A 16,363-nucleotide genomic window follows, 5' to 3' on the forward strand; every position below is an offset into this window, starting at 1 on the left:
GAAGCCTATATTTACAGGCTTCCTGCGAGTTGTCAGTAGACTGACATTGTATTTTTATTCGTGTTTTCGAGTATTTCTTTCACTCTTTTTAGAAATTTCCCGCAAATGAGTCCATCGAGTATTCGGTGATCTAAAGATAAACAAAGATTCACTATATCCCTTGCAGCGAACATATTTTCACCAATAATTACCGGTTTTTTAACAATACTTTCCACCTGTAATATAGCAGCTTGAGGATAGTTGATAATTCCCATTGACTGAATAGATCCAAATGAGCCTGTATTATTGATCGTGAAAGTACCGCCTGAAACATGCTCTGGACGAAGCTTCCCGGTTCTTGCTAGTTGGGAAAGCTCCTGGATTTCCCTAGCAATCCCTTTTACTGACTTTTCATCAGCGTGTTTTATAACAGGTACAAATAATCGATCATCAGCAGCGACGGCAATTGACATATTGATGTCTTTCTTTTGTATAATTTTATCGCCTGCCCAAGTGGAATTGATCATCGGGAATTCCTTGAGCGCTTGTGCAACTGCTTTGATGAAAAATGCGAAATAAGTTACATTATAGCCTTCCTTCGCTTTAAATTCACCCTTAATGGAATCCCGGTATGCTACAAGGTCCGTAACATCTACTTCCATCATCATCCAAGCATGAGGAATCTCTTGGACGCTGCGTACCATATTATTAGCGATTACTTTGCGAATATTAGTTACTGGAATTTCTACATCTCCATGTGAAGAAGCTGCAACTTCTTTTCTATCCGCCTGGGCCGGCATTTCTGCACGCTCTACCGTTTCATGGGCATTAGTTATTACTTCTGCTTCCGCCTGCTCAGGCTGCACTTTAGCTGTATGTCCTCCCGAATTGATGAAGGCTAAAACATCTTTACGAGTGATACGCCCCTCCAATCCTGTACCTTGGACATTTTCCAAATCAATGCTATGTTGAGCAGCAAGCGCTAGGACAGCTGGAGAATATCTAGCTTTTCCTTTTGGTTCGCGGAGTTCACGGGATGGCTGAGCCTCCTCCTTTTTCGGAAGCGGCGTATGAACACCTGCATTCATAATTGCAGAACTCACATTTGATTTCTTCGGCTCAGGAGCAGCAGGCAGCTCCTCCTTGCCTTCAATTTCAATCGTACATACCACGGCTCCAACCGGCAGTGTCTCTCCTTCTTCAGCAAGCAACTCCTTCACTACTCCAGTAAATGAGGACGGAATTTCTGCCTGTACTTTATCCGTATTAACTTCCGCCAGTGGATCGTATTTATTGACTTTATCGCCGACTTTAACGAGCCAGCGTTCGATTGTTCCCTCTGTTACACTTTCCCCGAGTTGAGGCATCGTTATATTTTGTATCATAATAGTTCCCTCCTAAAACGCTGCGAGTTGACGCATTGCTCGTTCTATTTTTTCTGGGTTAATCATGAAGAATTTTTCCATTGTTGGTGCATAAGGCATAGAAGGAACATCCGGACCAGCCAGACGCTGGATTGGCGCATCCAGTTCAAACAGACAATGTTCTGCAATGATAGCTGCCACTTCACTCATGATGCTTCCTTCCTTATTATCCTCAGTTACGAGTAAGACCTTCCCTGTTTTAGAAGCAGCTTCAATAATTGCCTCCTGATCGAGAGGATATACTGTGCGTAAATCAAGGATATGAGCTTCAATTCCATCTGCTGCTAATCGCTCTGCTGCCTGCAGCGCAAAATGCACGGCCAGACCATACGTGATGACTGTAATATCATCCCCTTCACGCTTCACATCCGCTTTTCCAATGGGAAGTGTATAATCATCAAGCGGGACTTCTCCTTTCACAAGGCGATAAGCACGCTTATGCTCGAAGAATAGTACCGGGTCTTCATCGCGAATTGCTGCTTTCAACAAGCCCTTTGCATCATAAGGAGTTGATGGAATAACGATTTTCAACCCAGGTGTCCCAGCAAATAAGGCCTCTACTGATTGAGAATGATATAAGGCTCCATGAATCCCTCCACCGAATGGAGCGCGTACGACTAGAGGACATGACCAGTCATTATTAGAGCGGTAACGGATTTTTGCTGCCTCAGATACGATCTGATTGACCGCCGGCATGATGAAGTCAGCAAATTGCATTTCAGCAATCGGTCTCATGCCATACATTGCTGCCCCGATAGCCACTCCGGCAATTGCACTTTCAGCAAGCGGCGTATCGAGTACCCGCTGTTCGCCAAATTGCTCGTACAGTCCCATCGTTGCTTTGAAAACGCCGCCTTTAAGCCCTACATCTTCCCCTAATACAAAAACGCGTTCGTCACGTTCCATCTCTTCTTTCATTGCTAGATTAATAGCATCTATATATGACATTACCGGCATTACTCGTCACTCCCTTCAGCATATACATATTTAAGAGCATGCTCTGGAGCGGCATATGGAGCTGCTTCAGCATAATCGGTTGCATCATTCACGATTTCTGCAATTTTTTCATTTAGCTGCTGTAACATTTCTTCCGTCGCTGTACCCGTTTCCTTTAAGTAGTTTTCGAAAAGAAGTATCGGGTCTTTTGCACGTCCTTCTTCAATATCCTCAGCTGTACGATATTGACGATGATCATCATCCGAAGAGTGGGCAGTTAATCTGTACGTCACCGTTTCGATTAAACTTGGTCCCTCACCTCTGCGTGCCCGATCTGCTGCTTCTTTTACGACTTTATAAACTTCAAGCGGATTTTTTCCATCTACCGTTACACCCGGCATGCCATATCCGATCGCCCGATCTGATACTTTTGCACAACCTAATTGACGCTCAACCGGTACAGAAATCGCATATTGATTATTTTCAACCATAATGATGACCGGAAGTTTGTGCACGCCCGCAAAATTCGCGCCTTCATGGAAATCACCTTGATTGGAGGACCCTTCTCCGAGTGTAGCAAATGTAATAAAATCCTTTTGCTGCATTTTCCCAGCAAGCGCTACCCCCACTGCATGCGGAACTTGTGTTGTCACAGGAGAAGAACCTGTTAAAATTCGATTCTTTTTCTGACCGAAGTGTCCAGGCATCTGACGTCCGCCGGAATTTGGATCTTCTGCTTTTGCAAAAGCCGATAGCATCAAATCCCTCGCTGTCATCCCGAAATGTAAAACTACGCCCATATCTCGATAGTACGGAGCGATATAATCTTTTGTATGATCCAGTGCAAAGGCAGCTCCTACTTGGGCAGCTTCCTGTCCCTGACATGAGATTACAAACGGAATTTTGCCTGCTCTATTTAGCAGCCACATACGTTCGTCCAATCTTCTAGCAAGCAGCATTGTCTCATACATTTTCAGAACATCTTCGTTTGATAAACCTAAACTTTCATGATGTAGCATTTCTTCCATGCAAACATCCCCTTTCCCATCTTGATTACGTCTCAACTTCATTGCTTTCGATTTACGTTTTATGCCTGGGCACTGCTGAAAAGTGGTTCAGCTAACTACTGCCGCATGGTGCGACCAGATTAGGTCTGTTTTCTCTTAAAAGTTCCCTTCAGATTCGCAGGACCCTCTGGTGATTTCCATATCTTTAAACGTATGTCTCAACTGCAAAACAAGAAACTTACATCCATAATTACCTCACCACTTATAAAGCTGAAAAACTTTTGTTAAATGGAGTTAAAAGTGAAGTGCCTTTCCTTCAACAGCAAGAGCTGCTTCGCCAATAACTTCGCTTAATGATGGGTGAGGGTGAATAGCTGCCCCCATCTCCCATGGTGTAGCATTCAGGAAAATGCCAAGAGCTGCCTCTGAAATCAAGTCTGTTGCGTGAGGGCCAATAATATGGACTCCTAACACATCATTCGTTTCTTCATCAGCAACAATTTTCACAAAGCCTTCTGTATCACCATGTACGAGTGCCTTTCCAACTGCCTTAAAGGGAAATTTTCCAATTTTCACTTCAAGGCCCTTTTCCTTCGCTTGGCGCTCCGTTAATCCAACGCTCGCCACCTCAGGGTTTGAATAGACACAGCGTGCGATATTTTCGTAAGACAGGCTCTCCTGCTTTATGCCTGCTATATGTTCCACCGCTCGTATTCCCTCATGTGAAGCTACATGAGCAAGCTGCATACCTCCGATAACATCTCCAATTGCATATATATGATTCTCTCGCGTCTGGTAGTTTTCATTTACTTTTATGCAAGCGTTTTCAATTTCGATTTCAGTGTTTTCTATGCCAATGTTCTCCACATTGGCCGTCCGACCTACAGAAATCAGCATTTTTTCCGCCATAAACGCTTCACCATTCTCAAGCGATATAGAAACGCCTTCTTCAGATGTACGGAGCGTTGTAACATCCATTTTTGCATCTGTAATAATACGAATCTTACGTTTTTTCAGCAGTTTTGTTATTTCCGAGGAAATATCTTCGTCTTCAGTTGGAAGGATACGATTTCCGTATTCAAGAATTGTAACGTCCACATCAAAATCCGCTAGCATTGAAGCCCATTCTATACCAATTACACCACCGCCAACGATAAGGATGGATTTTGGTAAATCATCCATTTGCAGCGCATCATCGGATGTAAGAATAGTCTGGCCATCTACTGGTATCCCATCAAGGACACGTGGTCTAGAGCCTGTAGCAATAATAACATTAGTCGGTACAAGCATTTCATTTTCTGAACCGTTATCCATCTCTACAGAAATAGTACCAGGCATAGGTGAAAAAATAGAAGGTCCTAGTATCCTTCCAGTGCCATGAAACACATCAATTTTTCCTTTTTGCATCAAATGCTGGACACCTTTATAAAGCTGGTCAACGATAGCATTCTTTCGTGATTGTACTTTTTCAAAGTTTAATTTGATACCATTGACATCTACTCCGTAGTCCATGGCTTTTTTCGATTGGGCATATACTTCCGCACTTCTCAATAGAGCTTTACTCGGAATACAGCCTTTATGTAAACAGGTACCCCCTAGTTTATCACGTTCAACAACCGCTGTCTTTAATCCTAGTTGTGAGGCACGGATTGCAGCTACATAGCCTCCCGTTCCCCCGCCTAATATCACTACATCATAGTCCTTTGCCATAAACGAACCCCCTTATAAGATAAGAGAAGAAGATAATCTTCCTCTCCCATTTTAACTTACCCTGCATTAACAAGCAGCAATTTATCTGCCATTTAAAATGCTCTTTTCGTTTTTCAAAAACTGACTGCGTGATTTTGCTACACGAGCGATGCGCTGTTCAGCTAAACGGTTGGCCGCTGCATATGTTGGGATATCTTCTTCTTTTGAAATAGCAAATATTTTTGTCAGGCTCTCATAGATCGTTTCCACTCGTTTCATTGCACGATCACGGTTATAACCATATAATTCATCTGCTACGTTAATAACACCGCCGGCATTAATAACATAATCAGGTGCGTATAAAATTCCTTTTTCGTGTAATATTTGTCCGTGACGTGATTCCTGCAGCTGGTTATTTGCAGAGCCTGCGATCACTTTTGCCTTTAATTGAGGGATTGTTTCATCATTGATGATAGCTCCCAGTGCACACGGCGCGAAAATATCTACGTCCTGCTTGTAGATTTCATCAGGTGCAACCGCTACTGCATCAAAATTTTCTACGACACGGTCAATTGCGTTTTGATTGATGTCTGTGACGATTAATTGTGCGCCATCACGGTGCAGGTACTCACATAATGTATACGCTACGTTACCTAAACCTTGAACAGCAATTTTTTTGCCTTCCAGGCTTTCTTCACCGAACGCTTCCTTCGCCGCAGCCTTCATGCCTAAATAAACACCATAGGCCGTAATTGGAGAAGGATTCCCTGAAGAGCCGAATGCTGGTGAAATACCTGTTACATAGTTTGTCTCTTCATGGATGATATCCATATCTGAAACCGTTGTTCCTACATCCTCTGCTGTAATATAGCGGCCATTCAGCCCTTGAATGAATCGACCTAATGCACGGAACATCTCTTCGTTTTTATCTTTAAAAGGGTCCCCGATGATAACCGTTTTGCCGCCGCCCAGATTTAATCCTGCAGCCGCATTCTTATATGTCATTCCTCTTGCTAGACGAAGGGCATCTTCAATTGCCTGTTCCTCAGAAGCATAAGTCCACATGCGGCATCCCCCAAGCGCCGGGCCTAATGTAGTATCATGAATGGCAATTATTGCCTTTAAGCCGGATTCTTTATCCTGACACATGATAAGCTGTTCGTAATCGTATTTTTCCATGTATTTAAAAATCTCCATAACCTATATCCCCTTTCGCTTTTAAGAACATTTTTTCTCTTAAATAAAGCTTTTTTCTACTTAAAGCGAATATTATGTTTTTTCCACAATAATGATTCGGCCTATAAATTTACAATACTTTCAATTCGGGCAGAACGCAACTAAAAAAACACAACTTCCTTTTATTGAGAATATTCCAACTTTTCTAAAACACTTGCTATTCTTTGCTAAAACCTTGTTAAGTTGCCTGTTCTTGACTTTCCATTGTGTCATTGTACAATAATAATATGATTAGGAGGTTTCCGTATGGCTCGTATGGCAGCGTTTATCGTACTACTTATTCCCGGCTTGATGGCAGCTGCGGGCATTAAGTTCATGCGCGATACGTTATTTAGCAATTTAATTTTTCCTTTCCCATGGCTATGGCTCCAATTTATTGTGGGTATTATCTTTTTTCTCGCAGGTTTCGGCTTTTTTGCAGGATTTCTGCTCCACCGCGATAGAAAAAAAGGTAAAGTGGCACCGCGTTGGCAAAGGAAACCCGTACCTTCTTCGGAAAAAAATAAAGAGGTGTAACCGCAAACGCGGCTACACCTTTTTTTCTGATTTCGTTCTTTTTTAACAAGCCGATCTGGAAAGTCCGTAATCCAACCAGCAACAATAGGATGCGGTGACTGAAGGAATGCTTCCTTTCCATCAATAGCATAAAAACGCATAGGTTTCTTTGCATCCTCGCAAACTTGTAAAAAGCGCGGCTTATAGTACCTTTTATGAGCATGAACAGCGTCAATATGCTTCATGCTCTGTAACGCTGCCCAATTAAACTTTCTCGTGACAATGATGGCTGTTTCCACATGTGGGCATCCCTCTTTTATCTCTCTTAGCAAGATATCATGAAAGGACGATACATGGCTCCCCTTGGGCAATACATGCTTTTTTAAGAGCTGAATAAGCGGAGCTAAATTGTCTATCAGCGACTCTTTCACTTCAATATTCAGCTTAATATTATGCTTGTTGGCCCACTCCAGCACCTTCTCAAATTTAGGAATTCGCTTATTGCCAATAAAGCGGAGAAATACTCTTCTACCAATCCTAAAGTCACTTAGCTCTTTATCTGAACATTCGTGGATGAATTTATCGACGCCCGTCAGTCTTTTTAAGTTCAAATCATGGAAGACAAAAACTGTACCATCTTTTGAACATTGGACATCCAGTTCAATACCGTCTGCCTGAAGGGCAATCGCTTTCTCAAAAGCCTCCATACTATTTTCCAGTACGTATGCGGAGGCACCTCGATGTGCGTAAACCGGGATGTGTTTCACCATTATACATTCAACTCTCCAAACTCCAATAGAAATTTCCCATTTGTCGCTTTTGATAGAATGGAGGCCTTCCTGCCAATTTGAATGAATGTCCCAGGATAGGCCATCTTCGTTACGACAATTTCCTCTTTCCCTGCATTGCGTAAATCATTCATTATCTGCTTGATTTCTTGATCAATATGCGCAGCTTCTTCCTTATAGCCGTCCAGCTTCTGTTTTGCCTGCTCCAGGGCAGCGAGCTGTTGAGAGTTTAAACGAATAATATCTAGACGGTTTACTTGTTCTTCTAGTCTTATAATTTCTTCATGAAGACTTTTTAAATGCGCAGCTTTTTCCTGAACATGTGTATATGCTTCTTCTTTATTCACACTATTTACAATAAGCTCCGTCCGTCTTTCCAGGCGATTTCCAGATATCGAAGTTACGATTTGGTTTTTCGCAACTGCTCTGCCGCCAATGATTTTTCCTTTTCTTTCATCCACAAAAATAGAAGCAGCGTTTAAATTGGAACCGATTGCATAAAAACCGATACTGATATTCTGTCCTGCGAATAGATTTGCTTCATTTACATGCTTTACAAAAATATTGCCCCCTGCTTCTATACGTGTTTCTCCTAAACCAAATATTCCGCCCCGAATATAAATATCGCCCTCAACCGACCTGATTAGTTTCGCACCTGAAACTCCCTCTGGACCTTCAATAGAAACATCTCCTCTAGCAATAACAGTATAGCCGTGTTGTACTGTGCCGCGGATACTAATTGATCCTTCAAAGTCTATATTACCTGTTTCTATTCCTACATCGCCATTAATCGGCAGATGATGATTGACAGAGATTTGTCCTCTACTATGTTCAAGGACCCCGCCGATCCGAGAGCGTAGTATGATTTTTCCTTCTTCCTCCACCTCATAGGCAGATTTGCGGTCATATTTCAAATTTGCATCTCTACCAGGCGGGGCAGGGATGCTTTCTCCATAAATCGTCATTCCGTCGCAGCCCGGCTTTGGAGGGATTTTTTCCCCTAACCAGGCCCCTTCGTTAATCTCGTGAATAAAATTCATATCATAATAATCGGCTTTTCCATCAGCTCTTATTACAGGCTTTCGATCTGGAATTTCCAAATAAATAATTTGAGCATCAGCTCCTTTAACAGGAGGCGTGCCTTGAGCAATTAATATTGCCTTTCCTGGAGTAATCTTCTCCATATGTAAGGATAATATACCATGCGTGATCTGATTGTCCTGTAATAGCCTGTTTACTTGACTGCTTAGCTCCTCAATGTGTGAACGAACATAATCCATTGTCTCATTGATAAATAACGAAGCAGCCATTTTATCTCGTGAAACTTCAATTTCTAAATTCGGAAGCCATTGCCCCACTTCCACAGGGTTCGAACTTGGCTTTGATAATACATTTTTTAAAAGTGCAAAATTTGTTAGTTTTATACGAGGAAAGCTGCGTAAAATGCCGTCAAATTCTTTAAGAGGGAACCCCGACTTAGCAGTCGATATGTACACTTTCCCATTGTCTTCACTAATTTCGAAATAGTCATTTTTATAGACAAGCATACGAATCCTCCTTTCCCTTCCCACCTAGTATATACAATCTAAAAAGGTTTGTTTAGAAATAAATAGCAATTTTCTGAACATATTGCTTTTTCCTTACTTTTATACTTTTAGAATCATGTCTTTTGATTTACAAATATGCCCATTATCCCTGGAAAGTTGGCTCTTAAAGTACAAAAGTAGTGGAGAAATTGGAATTTCATCTTTTAGAAGTTGGTCTTCACTACATAAAAAGAGCGCTCATGTAACTTAGTGAGCGCTAAAATGTTTATATCAACTCCATGACATAAACAATATAAAGAAAGGAGGTAAAACATATCAAGATAGCTTGCTAGTTTATTTTTACCCCCTGCTACATATATTAAACCTATTATTTGGATCTCTCATATTATTGTTGTTCTATGATTGTAATTTCCCGTTTTAAATCTTGCACCGTTGTAATATCCAACATCGCTGCTTTACAATACCGTAGATACATGATAATTTGCTCCGTAATTTCATCTGCTACAAGACCTTTACAGTTTACCTCATTTTCTACTATACGCTGGATATTCGTAAATGTCCGGACATCCATTTTATGATGCTTTGCCAAATCAAATGCACGTAATAAGCCGCCTGTATTCAATCCAATCCCTCCTAGAGAAGTGTCCAAGATGAAACAAGAATTATGCATTATCAACTTCAATATGTTTTTATCCAAATCCCCGAGCTTTAAAACAAATTAAATTAGCCTGCTGCCATCTTAATGTAGATTTTGTCCATAAATGTGGCGATGAAGTCGCAATTCGTTAGTTTTACTTTACATGATGTTATTGTGCATTCTATAACGTTCCGGAAATTGTTTCATAACTTCCTCGCCTCAAAGCCCTTTCAACTGCATAACGAATAATGCATTCTCCTGTTATGATAACTTGCATGAAACTACGCAGTTTTAATGCTGTTTACCGATTAGTTTGCACCCGTAATGCCTAACTAACTGAACCTCCGATAACTAAAATCTCTGTTTAGTTTAGTATGCTTTGATATATTTATATACTTTTGTACCGGTACTACTTGCTTCGCGATGGTTTAAATATACATGAGCTATATATAAAACGCAACGGCGAAAATTGTCGAATCCATTGAGGCTCTAAGTCTCATCCCCTCAGTGCTACGTCGAATTATGACGCTATCACAAACAGCAAACAGAAGTAAACTTGTTAGAAAGCAGGAAAATTCATGTTAGAGAAAAGTCCGTATATACCATTTGCGAAAAACAGCCTAATGTGTTCAATCGCCCTATATGCTGAGGCTCATGAATTGGGAAGATTATAAGAGGAGAATTAAAAAGAACCCCCGTCTTTAATATTGCTCACTCAGTTATTGAAAATTATGTTTCTCTCATATTATTTTTTCTTTATAGGACTTTTTTCTGGTTACAAAACAAGCTATAATAGTAAAAAGGTTTTTGTTATGGGAGAATTATTGCATTTTCTCAATTTTTTTATCAAAATATCCTGTTGTGACCGTATATTACAAAATTTATTATAGATAGTACCTACTAAAGAAAGTGGAGGAACATATTTTGAAATGGTTTAAAAACTTGAGGACATCTGTTAAGTTGATTAGTACTTTTGCTGTAATGAGTCTCGTTCTTGGGGCGGTTGGAATTTATGGACTAATCAATTTAGGCACTATGAAGGAAGATATTAATTTTATGTATTACGAGCGTGTGTTGCCAATAAGTGATATGGGAAGAGCCGAAACCGATTATCAGCGTCTTCGTGTGCAAATAAGAGACATGGCCTTCACGTTACCTACTAAAGAACAAAAAGATGCGACCAATGAAGTGCGGCTACAAACAATTAAGGATATAAAAAGCAGTATCGAAAAATACGAGGAAACTATAATTACGCCAGAGGAACAAGCTATTCTGGACCAGCTCCACCCTGCACTAGATAATTATTTATCTCTATACGAGACGGCAGTCGGCTATGCTTATGCAAATGATACAGAAAGCTATTTATTAATGGCTCCAGAGTTTGCAGAATCAGGAAACACCGTACAGAGTTATCTTAAAGACTTAATTGATTTGAATGTAAGTTTAGCTCAAGCAACCTATAAAGAGTCAGATGTATTATATAGTTCTGCCCGAACGATTACTATAGCTGTTATTATTCTGTCTGTTTTATTCAATATCGTCAGTGGATTAGCCATTTCACGGCTTATCTCCAAGCCATTAAAAGAAGTATCACAATTAGTTGAAAAAGTATCTAAAGGCGATCTAACAGAGACAACTACTATCAATACGAAAGAGGAAATCGGAGACCTGGCCCGTTCCATCAATCACATGGTAATCAGTTTACGTAAAACGGTTGAGGGCATCTTACAGTCTGCTGAAAGTGTATCTGCATCCGCCCAGCAAATCTCGGCTACAACAGAGGAGGTCGCTAGCAGTGCATCTACACAAGCAAATGATTCTCAAAGAATCTCAGAAATGTTTACTGAGATTGTAGAAGGCGCAGATAGCCAGGCAGATAATGCTCAAACGATGAAGGAATTATTCCTGCAATTAAATATAGCGATTGATTCAGTAGCAACAAATGCCGATGAGACAGCTAAATTAAGTGATGAACTGAACAAAGTGGCTGCTGAGGGCAACGAGGTCGTACAAGCATCTATTAATGGCATGGAGGATGTAAGCACTCAAATAGCCTTGCTTGAGAGGGATGCATCTCGTATAGGTAATATTATTAAAGTGATTGATGATATTGCCAGTCAGACAAATTTATTAGCGTTGAATGCAGCCATTGAAGCAGCGCGTGCCGGAGAACATGGGAAAGGTTTTGCTGTTGTTGCGGATGAAGTCCGTAAACTAGCTGAAGAATCTAGTCGGGCTACCAAAGAAATCACCTCCATCATCAAAGGCATCCAGGAAAACACATCCCGAAGTGTCCTTGCTGTATCAAATGGAATGGACTCTACAAAACGCACTGGACATGCCTTTACTCAAATTTCAGAGATGGTTGCCCATTCTAATAAAAAGACGTTAGAAATTGCTGCAGCAAGCGCACAACAATCTGCACAATCTACTGAGGTTATGATGGCAATAGACAATATAGCATCAGCAAGCGCGCAGCAATCTGCACAATCTACTGAGGTTATGCAAGCTGTCGAAAGCATTGCGGCAACAAGTGAAGAAGCAGCGGCGGCCAGCGAACAAACCGCAGCAACATCACATTCTTTGGCGAACTTGGCTGAAGAATTAAATGAATCGGTGTCAATCTTCAAAACTCGCAAATAAAAATGCTTGTTTGTATTAGAACCGTTTTCCTTATAATGAACTGCACCCTATTTTGTAGACAGTTTAATAAAAAGGGATCTAGGTTGTGGTTAAGCCGCAATGAGATGACTTCGGTAAGTAGCCGGAGTCATCTTTTTTAATGTCCATTGCTTTCGCCAGTTGTTGTAATAATCCATGTATTCCATCACACTAGTCTGTAATTCTGCTAAGCTTTCAGCTTCTTTATAGCTCACTTCATCTTTAAAGTGACCAAAGAACGATTCCATAGGCGCATTGTCCAGACAGTTTCCTCTACGAGATATCGATTGAAGGAGACCCATCTCTTTCACACGCTGTTGAAATTCAGGATGTGTGTAATGAAAACCTTGGTCTGAATGAATCATTGCTTCCGAATGAACATTGCCGTCGAGATGTGTTTTTAACTTCTCAAGCGTGTTATAAACAATAGACATCTTTAATGTAGTGGACAGCTCATAGGCCACAATTTCTCGTGTTGCGATATCTTTTATGCATGATAAATAAGCGGTCCCGCCACCTTTATATGGTAGATACGTAATGTCCGTTACAAACACTTTTCCAGGTTCTTCTTGCTTAAATTCACGTTTTAAATGATTTGGAATATGACGGTGTGCTTCTGTAACTTTCTCTAATTGGCGATATGGATTCGCACGACGTACTTTGGCATACAAATTAAATTTACGCATAAGACGAAGAATCTTTTTATGGTTCATAGGCGTATCAAGTATATCCACCAAAGCCATGTAAAATCCGCGATAACCTATTTTCCCCTTCGTTTGATCGTAAATTGATTGTAACAAGACGTAGTCTTGATAGTCCGCTTCTTCACGTAAAGCATGTTTCTCTCTATTTTGAAGCCACTTATAGTAACCACTTGGACTGACATGCGCTACCTGACAGAGATAGCTCGTCATATGTTTCAATTGATATAAACGAATCGTTTCATTGATTACTTGATATTTCTCTTTGGGTGTTAGAAACGATTCTTCTTCGCCTGCCTTTCCATTTCGTCGAGCTTTTTTAGTAGGGCTAGTTCTGCCTCTAATAGACGAATACGTGCCTCTGCTTTTTCCAACTTTTTATCAGCCGATAATTTTTCAACACGAGGGCGACCTGTACTGCCTTTTCCACGACGTTCTTCTAAAAAGCCTTTTTCACCGTACGTTTGATAGATTTTTTTCCACCGGCTGATTGCACTTTTTGCCTTCTTCATACCGATGATTTCTAAATCAAATCCAGCTTCTGTAAAGATTTGAGTCGGTCCTTTGCCAATTAGATTTTCTTGAGTGGCTTTTAATTTAAAGTTCGCCGTATACTGGATCGATCGATCCGATACTGAAATGACATTCGGATTCGCTTCTATTTGTCTTCTTTGATATTCATTGAAAATTATTTTACTCATAATGCTCTCCCGTTCATAAATGGTATGGTTAGTATAACGGGGTTTTTAGTTGATGAAAATAGAATAACCCCGAATAATGTCACCTTTTTTAAAGTGTCCACTATTCGGGGTTCAGTTCATAACAGGAAAACGGTTCTTTTCTTTTACCCTATTCGATGAATTTATATATAAATATTTACGTTAATCACAAAACAAGAGTAATGCTCCTCAAGAATAATCTTTTTACCGATCATCTATAGCATATTTCATAATATCCATGGCAAATGAGTTCAACACATACAATGCAAAACAACGCCAACGTCTGCCCCATACCAGCTTTTTCGATAAACCTTTTACGCTGTAATCGAGCATTGTTGATCGAGTGCGATTAAAAACGGACTTAATGCCATAAAAAATACGCCGCCCAAAACAGTCGTTAAAAACTGTCCTAGAAGGCGCTATAAACTTCGTAATATAATCGTTATCTATAATAAGTTTACCGGTCATTCTCCGCTCACACCTACGCTGCAAATGTTGTCATACCTACGATTAGCTCGCCACCATCTCAATCCGGATCTTGTCCGCAATCATGGCAATAAATTCACTATTTGTCGGCTTTGATTTCATATGATGCACTGTGTAGCCGAACATTTCGGAAATCGTTTCATAGCTGCCGCGATTCCAAGCCACCTCAATCGCATGGCGGATAGCGCGTTCTACGCGTGAAGGGGTTGTACTAAATTTTTTTGCAATCTCAGGATACAGAATTTTCGTCACTGAGCCTAATAATTCGATGTCATAATAAACCATCTGAATTGCTTCACGTAAATAAGAATATCCTTTAATATGAGCAGGTACTCCAATTTCTTTAATAATGGCTGTAATTGTCGTATCAAGCTGTCGCTGATCCATCTTCTGACTTTGTACAGGCTGTAAGATACTTTTCCGCTTTGGAACGTCCATTTTTGCTCCGGCTACATGAAGGATCTTTTGTACCAGCTGCTCGAATTCGAATGGCTTAAGCATAAAGTAAGACGCGCCATAATTAGCCGCCATTTTCATTACGTCGTCTTGCCCAAATGCTGTCAACATAATGACAGGGATATCTGCTAATTGATCATCGTTATACATAGCCTCCAATACGCCCATTCCGTCAAGATGCGGCATAATGATATCCAGCAGTAGAACATCCGGCTGATACTGTTCTAACATTTTAATACATACTTTACCATTTGAAGCTGTAAAAATTACTTCAATCGCTTCATGATTATCAAAAAACGTTTCCATCATTTTTACAAGGTCACGATTATCATCAGCTATTGCAACTTTAATTTTTGCCATCCTTTTTCCCCCTATTTACAATTTCCCCTGAAATTTATGCCTACTGACACATTTCTGCTATTTCGACAGTTTATAAAAAAAACCTTTTAAAAAGTCTAAAATGATTAAGTAGTAATACAAAAAACGTGTATTTCGACAGCAACATCACTAATTTTCATTTTGTCGAATTTTCATTACTATTATTTTAATAAAAAAATGAAAAAATGACTACACTTTCCTTAAAAGTGTAGTCATTTTATCATCATTCAGGAGATTTTTTTATCATTTCCACAATAGTAATGGCCGCTCCCTTTGTCGGTTCTTCAACGAACATATGGGTAACTGCTCCTACAAATTGTTCGTTTTGTACGATAGGGCTGCCACTCATTCCTTGTATAATGCCACCTGTTTTCTCTAATAAACGTTCATCTGTAACAGTAAACTGAAATGTCTCTCCTGTCACCTTGTGGATATTAATATCAAATTTTTCAATGGTAGCGCCTTCAATTGAAGTAACCATTTGTGCTGGACCTGTTTTAATTTCTTTTCCATGTATAATTTCTAGCGGGGGATACAAACTTTGTTTTAGAGGTTGTTGCCATTTGCCAAAAATGCCGTACACTTCATTTTCCAAAATGCTGCCTACCTGAGCTTCATGCCGCTCACTACTAGAGATCTTATAACCGGGCTCTCCAGGGCGGCTTTTTTTGATTTGTGAGATGTTAGCGAGATACAGCGACCCTTTCATCACTTTTGGCTTTATATCGAGCGAATGATCGATGATTTGGTGGCCTAGTGCCCCATATTCCATATCATCGGGGTCTATATATGTTAACGTACCAATCCCATCTGTTTCATTTTTGATGAAGCTCGTCAAATGCTGCAGTTCAGAACCGCTGATCTGAATGGTATGCTCTTTTCCACCCCGTTTGACAAGCATTTTAGCGTCCTTAGACGGCGGATCTTCTTCTGACAGCTCTCGTACTTCTTGGCCATCTATTTTCAGTATTTGATCTCTTTTACGGAGCCATTCACCGCTGTCCAACAGAACGTCATTCAAGACATAATAATGAGGCATTTCTAATTGAACACTGATGGTGTTTCCCATCGGAATGAGTTTTTTTGCTTCGATAGGAATAGCAAACGTGAAAACCATTAGCCAAATAAGTACTACATAATGGATGAGCTTCTTTTTCATACTCCACCTCCTTTTTTCTTTATGATGTTGCACTTTTAATTGTTTATGAACGGAAAAAAAAGGAC

General features: G+C 40.3%; 12 protein-coding genes and 1 pseudogene. 2 read left to right on the plus strand and 11 right to left on the minus strand.

Annotated elements, in window-relative coordinates:
- Positions 1 to 32: 32 nt before the first annotated feature.
- The 5 genes from AA0Y26_RS13740 to AA0Y26_RS13760 form a co-directional block, all read right to left on the minus strand.
- Positions 33 to 1,367: a dihydrolipoamide acetyltransferase family protein gene (locus AA0Y26_RS13740; protein ID WP_413368211.1), complete on the minus strand. Its 1,335-nt coding sequence runs from the start codon at positions 1,365 to 1,367 to the stop codon at positions 33 to 35.
- 9 nt (positions 1,368 to 1,376) lie between these two features.
- Positions 1,377 to 2,360, minus strand: coding sequence for an alpha-ketoacid dehydrogenase subunit beta (locus tag AA0Y26_RS13745; RefSeq protein WP_413362574.1), 984 nt, complete (start codon positions 2,358 to 2,360; stop codon positions 1,377 to 1,379).
- Positions 2,360 to 3,358: a thiamine pyrophosphate-dependent dehydrogenase E1 component subunit alpha gene (locus AA0Y26_RS13750; protein WP_413368213.1), complete on the minus strand. Its 999-nt coding sequence runs from the start codon at positions 3,356 to 3,358 to the stop codon at positions 2,360 to 2,362. Before AA0Y26_RS13750 ends, AA0Y26_RS13745 begins: the two co-directional genes overlap by 1 nt.
- A gap of 282 nt (positions 3,359 to 3,640) precedes the next feature.
- Positions 3,641 to 5,056: a dihydrolipoyl dehydrogenase gene (gene lpdA / locus AA0Y26_RS13755; protein ID WP_413362576.1), complete on the minus strand. Its 1,416-nt coding sequence runs from the start codon at positions 5,054 to 5,056 to the stop codon at positions 3,641 to 3,643.
- An 81-nt stretch (positions 5,057 to 5,137) separates the two neighbouring features.
- Positions 5,138 to 6,232, minus strand: coding sequence for a Leu/Phe/Val dehydrogenase (locus tag AA0Y26_RS13760; RefSeq protein ID WP_413362578.1), 1,095 nt, complete (start codon positions 6,230 to 6,232; stop codon positions 5,138 to 5,140).
- A gap of 285 nt (positions 6,233 to 6,517) precedes the next feature.
- On the opposite strand from AA0Y26_RS13760, the gene AA0Y26_RS13765 reads away from it, so the two are divergent.
- Positions 6,518 to 6,787: a DUF2627 domain-containing protein gene (locus AA0Y26_RS13765; protein WP_413368215.1), complete on the plus strand. Its 270-nt coding sequence runs from the start codon at positions 6,518 to 6,520 to the stop codon at positions 6,785 to 6,787.
- 68 nt (positions 6,788 to 6,855) lie between these two features.
- On the opposite strand, the pseudogene AA0Y26_RS13770 reads toward AA0Y26_RS13765, so the two are convergent.
- The 3 genes and pseudogenes from AA0Y26_RS13770 to AA0Y26_RS13780 form a co-directional block, all read right to left on the minus strand.
- Positions 6,856 to 7,536 (minus strand): annotated as a pseudogene (locus AA0Y26_RS13770) (glycerophosphodiester phosphodiesterase); the annotation flags it as partial.
- Complete coding sequence (locus tag AA0Y26_RS13775; RefSeq protein WP_413362580.1) at positions 7,536 to 9,101, minus strand: DUF342 domain-containing protein; 1,566 nt, start codon at positions 9,099 to 9,101, stop codon at positions 7,536 to 7,538. The gene AA0Y26_RS13775 and the pseudogene AA0Y26_RS13770, both read right to left, overlap by 1 nt.
- 385 nt (positions 9,102 to 9,486) lie before the next feature.
- Positions 9,487 to 9,723 (minus strand): hypothetical protein, encoded by a 237-nt coding sequence (locus AA0Y26_RS13780; protein WP_413362582.1) that lies wholly within the window; start codon positions 9,721 to 9,723, stop codon positions 9,487 to 9,489.
- A gap of 939 nt (positions 9,724 to 10,662) precedes the next feature.
- Between AA0Y26_RS13780 and AA0Y26_RS13785 the strand changes: the two genes are divergently transcribed.
- Positions 10,663 to 12,381 (plus strand): methyl-accepting chemotaxis protein, encoded by a 1,719-nt coding sequence (locus AA0Y26_RS13785; protein ID WP_413362584.1) that lies wholly within the window; start codon positions 10,663 to 10,665, stop codon positions 12,379 to 12,381.
- 89 nt (positions 12,382 to 12,470) lie between these two features.
- Here the strand turns inward: AA0Y26_RS13785 and AA0Y26_RS13790 are convergent.
- The 3 genes from AA0Y26_RS13790 to AA0Y26_RS13800 all read right to left on the minus strand — a co-directional run bounded on the left by AA0Y26_RS13790 (position 12,471) and on the right by AA0Y26_RS13800 (position 16,298).
- Positions 12,471 to 13,801, minus strand: a protein-coding gene (locus AA0Y26_RS13790) for an IS3 family transposase (protein ID WP_413362586.1) whose coding sequence is annotated in 2 segments (ribosomal slippage) — positions 12,471 to 13,423 and positions 13,423 to 13,801 — 1,332 coding nt in all. Because the reading frame shifts where the segments join, the coding sequence is not laid out codon by codon here.
- A 528-nt stretch (positions 13,802 to 14,329) separates the two neighbouring features.
- Positions 14,330 to 15,121 carry a sporulation transcription factor Spo0A gene (gene spo0A, locus AA0Y26_RS13795; RefSeq protein WP_413362588.1) on the minus strand — a complete coding sequence of 264 codons (792 nt, stop codon included), beginning with the start codon at positions 15,119 to 15,121 and terminating at the stop codon, positions 14,330 to 14,332.
- 241 nt (positions 15,122 to 15,362) lie between these two features.
- Positions 15,363 to 16,298 (minus strand): SpoIVB peptidase S55 domain-containing protein, encoded by a 936-nt coding sequence (locus tag AA0Y26_RS13800; protein WP_413362590.1) that lies wholly within the window; start codon positions 16,296 to 16,298, stop codon positions 15,363 to 15,365.
- Positions 16,299 to 16,363: the final 65 nt, after the last annotated feature.

Source organism: Lysinibacillus canaveralius (assembly GCF_047301505.1).
Taxonomy (GTDB): Bacteria; Bacillota; Bacilli; order Bacillales_A; family Planococcaceae; genus Lysinibacillus_B.